Origin of the sequence: Botryobacter ruber, assembly GCF_003347595.2 — a bacterium.
Classification (GTDB): domain Bacteria; phylum Bacteroidota; class Bacteroidia; order Cytophagales; family Hymenobacteraceae; genus Pontibacter; species Pontibacter ruber_A.
Genome location: NZ_QCZK02000055.1, coordinates 367,670 through 373,673, shown reverse-complemented (window position 1 = coordinate 373,673; position 6,004 = coordinate 367,670). Strand labels below are relative to the sequence as shown.

General features: G+C 48.1%; 3 protein-coding genes and 1 pseudogene. 1 reads left to right on the top strand and 3 read right to left on the bottom strand.

Annotation, left to right across the window (positions count from 1 at the left end):
- A pseudogene (locus DCW36_RS23075) lies at nucleotides 1-130 on the top strand (IS256 family transposase); the annotation flags it as partial.
- 11 nt (nucleotides 131-141) lie between these two features.
- Here the strand turns inward: DCW36_RS23075 and DCW36_RS19625 are convergent.
- From DCW36_RS19625 to DCW36_RS19615, 3 genes are read right to left on the bottom strand one after another with little or no spacing between them, the layout of a single operon-like run.
- Complete coding sequence (locus DCW36_RS19625; protein WP_114778454.1) at nucleotides 142-1,116, bottom strand: RagB/SusD family nutrient uptake outer membrane protein; 975 nt, start codon at nucleotides 1,114-1,116, stop codon at nucleotides 142-144.
- A 13-nt stretch (nucleotides 1,117-1,129) separates the two neighbouring features.
- Nucleotides 1,130-4,276 carry a SusC/RagA family TonB-linked outer membrane protein gene (locus DCW36_RS19620; RefSeq protein WP_114778453.1) on the bottom strand — a complete coding sequence of 1,049 codons (3,147 nt, stop codon included), beginning with the start codon at nucleotides 4,274-4,276 and terminating at the stop codon, nucleotides 1,130-1,132.
- A gap of 19 nt (nucleotides 4,277-4,295) precedes the next feature.
- Nucleotides 4,296-6,002, bottom strand: a complete 1,707-nt coding sequence (locus DCW36_RS19615; protein ID WP_114778452.1) for a RagB/SusD family nutrient uptake outer membrane protein — start codon at nucleotides 6,000-6,002, stop codon at nucleotides 4,296-4,298.
- Between the last annotated feature and the right edge of the window lie 2 nt (nucleotides 6,003-6,004).

Sequence of the window (6,004 nt, the reverse complement as noted above, 5' to 3'; positions counted from 1 at the left end):
CAAGCTCGTTTACCTGGTGGTGATGAATGTAGAGAAAAAATGGACGATGCCACTGCCTAACTGGGCCTTGACTTTCTCTCAGCTTTTTATCATGTTTGAGGAAAGACTCAGGACCCACCTGAGGGTTTGACTTTTTTGATGTTAGGCTAAAGCCGTAACATCAAAAAAGCCATTAAAAAAATGAGTGACACAGTTTCGTTTACACTCCCCACGACGCAGAAACACCTCATAAAAACCATAGCCTGGCGCTGTCTCGTTGTTCACGTGCAGGGAATACCAGCCTTTGTTAATCAGTTCCTGGGCTGCGTCTGCCGCTCTTTGCCAGCGGGCTACGTCGTAGTTCGGGTAGCTAATGATTGGCTCCACCGGAGTACCTTTCGCTACTTCGATTGCGCCACCGTTAAACAAAGGACTAGCTGCATACAGCAGCACTCTTGATTTTAAACCCAGGGCGGCGCCTGCGTTAGCTCTTCCGTAAAACTGATCCGGTTGCTGTTGCGGTTCCTGCAGTACGGCTGCGACAGCATCCAGTTCATTTACCACGTATTCTACGCATTCTGCATAGGTATTGCGGGGCACATTAACCACATCGAGTGCTGTAAAAACTTTATTTTCTAGAATAGGCACGCCCCCATAGCGCTTCATGAGGCCTGCATAATACCAGGCTCTCAGAAAACGAGCCTCTGCCAGCATTCTTGTTTTGGTTGCCTGTGTCAGCGGTGACCGATCAATGTTCGCGATCAGCATGTTCACCCTTCTTATATTTTCATATGGCATTCTCCAATACAGGTTCATGTTGCCATCAGAAGCATAGGTCGCCGGATTCAGGGTACCGCTATAGTGAATAACAGCCGTCTGAGTAGGAGAAGACAAAGTATACTCCGCATCGTCAGTTGCCTGGTTGATATTGCCGTGGCTGGACCAGATGCCCAGTTCAAAATCGACGCCTATGTCGCTGTAAATTCGGGTCAGGAAGGCAGTTGTACGGATACTGTCCGAAAAAACCATCTCCTCCGTTAAAGCTGACGAATTTTGTGGAGCGAGGAATTCGTCTCCGGTTAAATCGCAAGAGGCCAGCGGTACTCCTAACAGTAATAATATCAGTAACTTTTTCATATATTCTTAATCATTAAAATCCTACAGACAAGCCAAAGTTGATGATGCGCTGTGGCGGATAGGTGATCCTGTCTCTGCCGGCCAGCACTTCCGGATCCAACTGATAACGATCCTGAAGCTTGGACCAGGTTAACAAGTTGTTACCATTGGCATACACCCTGATGCTTTGCATTCTTACCCTGTCTACAATTGATTTAGGGATGGTATAACTGATTTCGGCATTTCTCAGGCGAATAAAGTCGGCAGGTACCAGCCAGAAAGTAGACATGGTTTCGCCTCTTGGCATGCTGATACCCATATTTTCAGTTAATACCGGGTATTGCGCATTATTTCCTAACTCAGGTGTCCAGGCATGTTTGTGAATTTCCTGCATGTTGGAGCCCAGGAACTGGATATTCTCAGCAGCACCACCTGACACGAAGCCCCTGGAGCCCTGGAACATGGTTTTGATACTGAATCCTTTGTATGAAACACCGCCTTCAACGGCAAATGTAGCCGGAGGAATGTTAGCAGGGGCACCTATGTAAGTGCGGTCATTCTGGTTGATAACACCATCATTGTTCAGGTCCACATACTTCAGGTCCCCTGGTCTTGCACCGGCATGTGTCGGGCTAGCCAGAATATCCTCTTCGCTGGCATAAAACTCGCCGGACCACTTGTACACAAATGGGGTATTGATATTATTGCCTGTGCGGCGTTGGTAAGGCTCAGCAGGGTTTGGCTCATCCATGAACAATATCTTATTGTTGGCATAGGAATACATGGCACGGATGTTATAGCCGAAATCGGTTCCGATGTTGTCTCTCCAAATCAGTTCCACTTCGTATCCCTTATTTTCTACACGACTCAGGTTGGCAGGAGGCGACCCCACTCCAAATACGTCAGAAACTGTTCCAAAATTACCATCCCTGGTGGTTAAGATGTTGAACCTTTCGTTACGGAAGTAATCCAGATTTGCTGACAGGCGGCTTTTGAAGAACTTAAACTCCAAACCTACGTCAAATTTCTTCTCTTTCTCCCATACTACATCCATGTTTGGCAGACGGCCTTCATGTATGCCGCCAAAATGATTATGCACGGTTCCGAAAGAGGCGCTTCCGCTATTTCCGTATTCCTGCAGGTAATAGTAACCATATTGACCACCCATCAAGTCATTTCCTACTAATCCGTAAGAAGTTCGTACTTTCAGGAAATCAACAAAGTTAATATTGTCTTTGAAAAAGGGTTCTTCCGAAATATTCCATCCGGCAGACACAGCCGGGAAGAATCCAAACTGATTACCACCTGAGAAGAACGGTGAACCATTTAAGCCGGCGTTAAACTGAAAGAGGTACTTATCTTTGAAATCGTAACCCAAACGGCCGGTATAACCTCTAAAATTTACGGGTCTGTAGCTCAAGGCAGCTGCTGTCCCTCCCCTGGATCTTGTATCTACCCTGTGGTTCAATAAGGCCAGACCGTACACGTGGTGGTTACCAAAAGTTCTGTCGTAGTTCAGGTGGAACTGGTAATTCAGTACCCTGGTAGTACCCCGAGCCTGGTAATCGTCGAAGAAACGCTGTGCCCTGTACACGTTGTTCGGGTAAGAGGTGTAGGTATCGGTAACCGGGTCCCAGATATAAGAAGGGAAAGTACCGCGGGTCATACTGCGCCTGTAACCGTATTCGCTGGCGTAGGAGAGCAAGCCTTTAGCCGATAAGCCCTGGGTAATAAAACCAAGCTTTTGCGTGGCGCTGGCAACCAGGTTCATGTTGTTTTCATTTACACGGCCATAACCACCATAAGTCAGTCGGGCAATTATACTGTTGGGGCCCTGGTAACGGCCCGGGTGCAGGTTTAGCCTGTAACCGATGCTACCATCGGGGTTATAAGCCGGGTGTGCGTAGGGTGAAAGCGACAGGTAGCTGCTGTACTCGTAGAAGGGGTCGTTGTAGCCCCACTGGGTACCGGGCATCTCAGGGTTGTTAACCTCCCCGATGTTACCGTATAAGTCTACCCGCATGTTCAGGTTCTTGTTTACCTGCACGTCCAGGTTGGAGCGGTAGTTTACACGGCGGTGATAGTAGGAGTTGTTTACACCAACATTTTCGCCAAAGTTTTTCAGCATACCACCCTGGTCCAGGTAGCCCATCGATACAAAGTATTTTACGCGTTCAGTACCGCCCGAAACATCCAGGTTGGATCTGGATTGGTTAGACCATTTTCTGAAAAGCACTTCCCGCCAGTCTACATCCGGGTATACATATGGATTAGATCCGGTACGGAAAGCTTCTACGGCTTCGTCGCTGAAGGCTGGGGTATAATTCAGGGGATTTCCTGTTCTGGAGGCTGTTAAAGTGGCATCGTTCAGGCGGGCCTGGTTGTGCAGCAATGCACTCTCGTAGGAACCCAGAAACTCAGGAAACATGGCAGGCTGCTGTAAGCTGTATTCGGTACGCACACTGATCTTCGGCCGGCCAATGGCTCCTCTACGGGTGGTTACCAGGATTACACCGTTGGCGCCTTTTACACCGTACACGGCCGTGGTAGAGGCATCTTTCAGAATACTTACACTTTCTACTTCATTAGGATCGAGGCGCTGAAACTGATCAACACTAAATTCTATATCATCCACTAATATCAACGGAGCATTGTTATCATTTGGAGAACTCACTCCCCTGATGTACATCTGTGCGGCATCTGCTCCTGGACGTCCTGACTGCTGTTGCGTAAAGAAGCCGGGCATTTTACCTACCAGCGCATTCTGCATACTGGCAGAAGGGTTTTCACGTATCTCTACACCTGACACCACGCTTACGGCACCCGTCATAGTCACTTTCTTCTGCTCACCATAACCGATTACCACCACTTCTTCCAGGCCCTGTGCATCGGTTTCCAGGTTTACGTTCACATTGGTCATGTTCTGCACATTCACCTCACGCGTTTTGTAACCGATGGACTTTACCTGAATCTTGTTGCTGTTACCTCGCAGCACCAGCCTGAAATTACCGTCGATATCGGTGGCAGTACCGTTAGAAGGCATACCAACCTCCATCACGGTAGCCCCGGGCACCGGGCCGTTAGCGTCCGATACTACTCCTCTTATGTCTCTGGTCTGAGCAAGAGCAGTACTGCTGATAAACAGCAGGGAGACAATTAAATAACTTAAATATTTTTTCATATTATACTTCCTTTATTTTTTACCAACCTGGATTCTGAATCAAATTCAAATTCTTAGTCACTTCGCTGAACGGCAGCGGCATGTGATACAATTTAGGTGTGAACACAAAATTGGCGACATCCTCATAAGTGTAAGTGAAGGTACCATCTGCATTTCGGGTGATTCTTACGCCTTGCACCGGACCGTCGAGGGCTTCAGGAGCATCTTTCCAGCGGCGCAGATCCCAGAAGCGGTGCTCTTCAAACGCAAGCTCCACTCTTCGCTCGTTTTTGATGAGGTCTCGCATTTCGCTCTGGGAGATTCCAGCTTTAATGCCATACCTGCTGTCTGTTCCGGCTCGAATACCCGCTCGCTGGCGAATTCGCTTTATCTGGTCTACTGCTTCTTCTGTCCTACCTACTTCATTCAGTGCTTCTGCATAATTCAATAAAATTTCTGCAAACCGGATGATGGTAAAGTTGTGGCTCTGGTCAGAAAAGGCGCTGCTGTTTGCAAAACTGCCCATGAACTTGCGCAGGTAATAACCGGTCCTGGTCTGAACCTGAATACCTCCCGGCCTGTCACGGCCGCCGTCGAAGGTCTCAACGGGCCTGTTCAGCCATCTTACGCCATTATAGAATACCGATTCCTGAAAACGTGGATCCCTGTTGGCATAGGGGTTATTCGGATCGTAAACAGAAGCCGGATCGGTAATAGGCAAACCATTGATGTCGGTAAAAGCGTTAACAAAGTTTTGAGTCGGGCTTGTAAGTCCCAGCGCCCGCACCTGAGCACTCTGGTAACCGACAGGAGAATTATCCTCCTCTACCCATCTGTTGTTTCCGCGTTGCTTCTGTAGGATAACTTCATTGTTTTTCTTTGCTGTAAACACGCCCTGGAATGTCGGGTGCAGCGAATAATGACCTAATGCCATAAACTCCTCTGCCGATTGGATAACACGATCCCATCGGTCAGGATCTGCGTTAACATATCCGGTTAAAGCTTTCAACTGAGGATCTTCGGAAATACCGCCACCATTAAACAGCGGGCTGGCAGCATATAGGTATACTCTGTTTTTAAGAGCAATGGCGGCTCCTCTCGGTATCCTGCCCCAGAATCCGTCAGCTATCGGCTCCTTTCGCAGCAGGTCTTTCACGGCATCAAGCTCCGACACAATATAGTTAACCACCTCTTCGAAGGTATTACGCGGAAGTTCAAGGTTATCCTGCAAGGTAAACACCTTGTCGCCAACAAGTGGTACACCACCATAGCGCTTGAGTAATTCAAAATACATCATGGCGCGGATAAACCTTGCTTCTGCTTTCCAGAATACCCTTTCCGGCGCATTAGAACCATCTGTATGAACGGGAACTTTATCGACGTTTGCCAGGAACAGGTTTACTTTCCGGATGCCGGTGTAACTGTTGCCCCAGTACGGGTCCGGGTTGTTCAGTACGCTTACACGCCCGTTGTTATAAAATTCTACCGAGGGGTTAACATTTCTCCGGGATGGAATAGCTTCGTCGGTTCCGGTATCAAGATAATCGCCGTTAATTCGGTTAAATCCGTCTGGGAGATGGTGATAAATTTCAGCCACATACCAGTAAGCCAGCTGACCGTTGCGGTCCATCTGATCCCACATAATATCCTCTGTAACACGCTGTACCGGCACTGTTTCGGGGTCGTTACAGGCACTGAACAAGCTCACAGACAAGGCTACAAATGTATACTTTACTATCTTTTTCATAT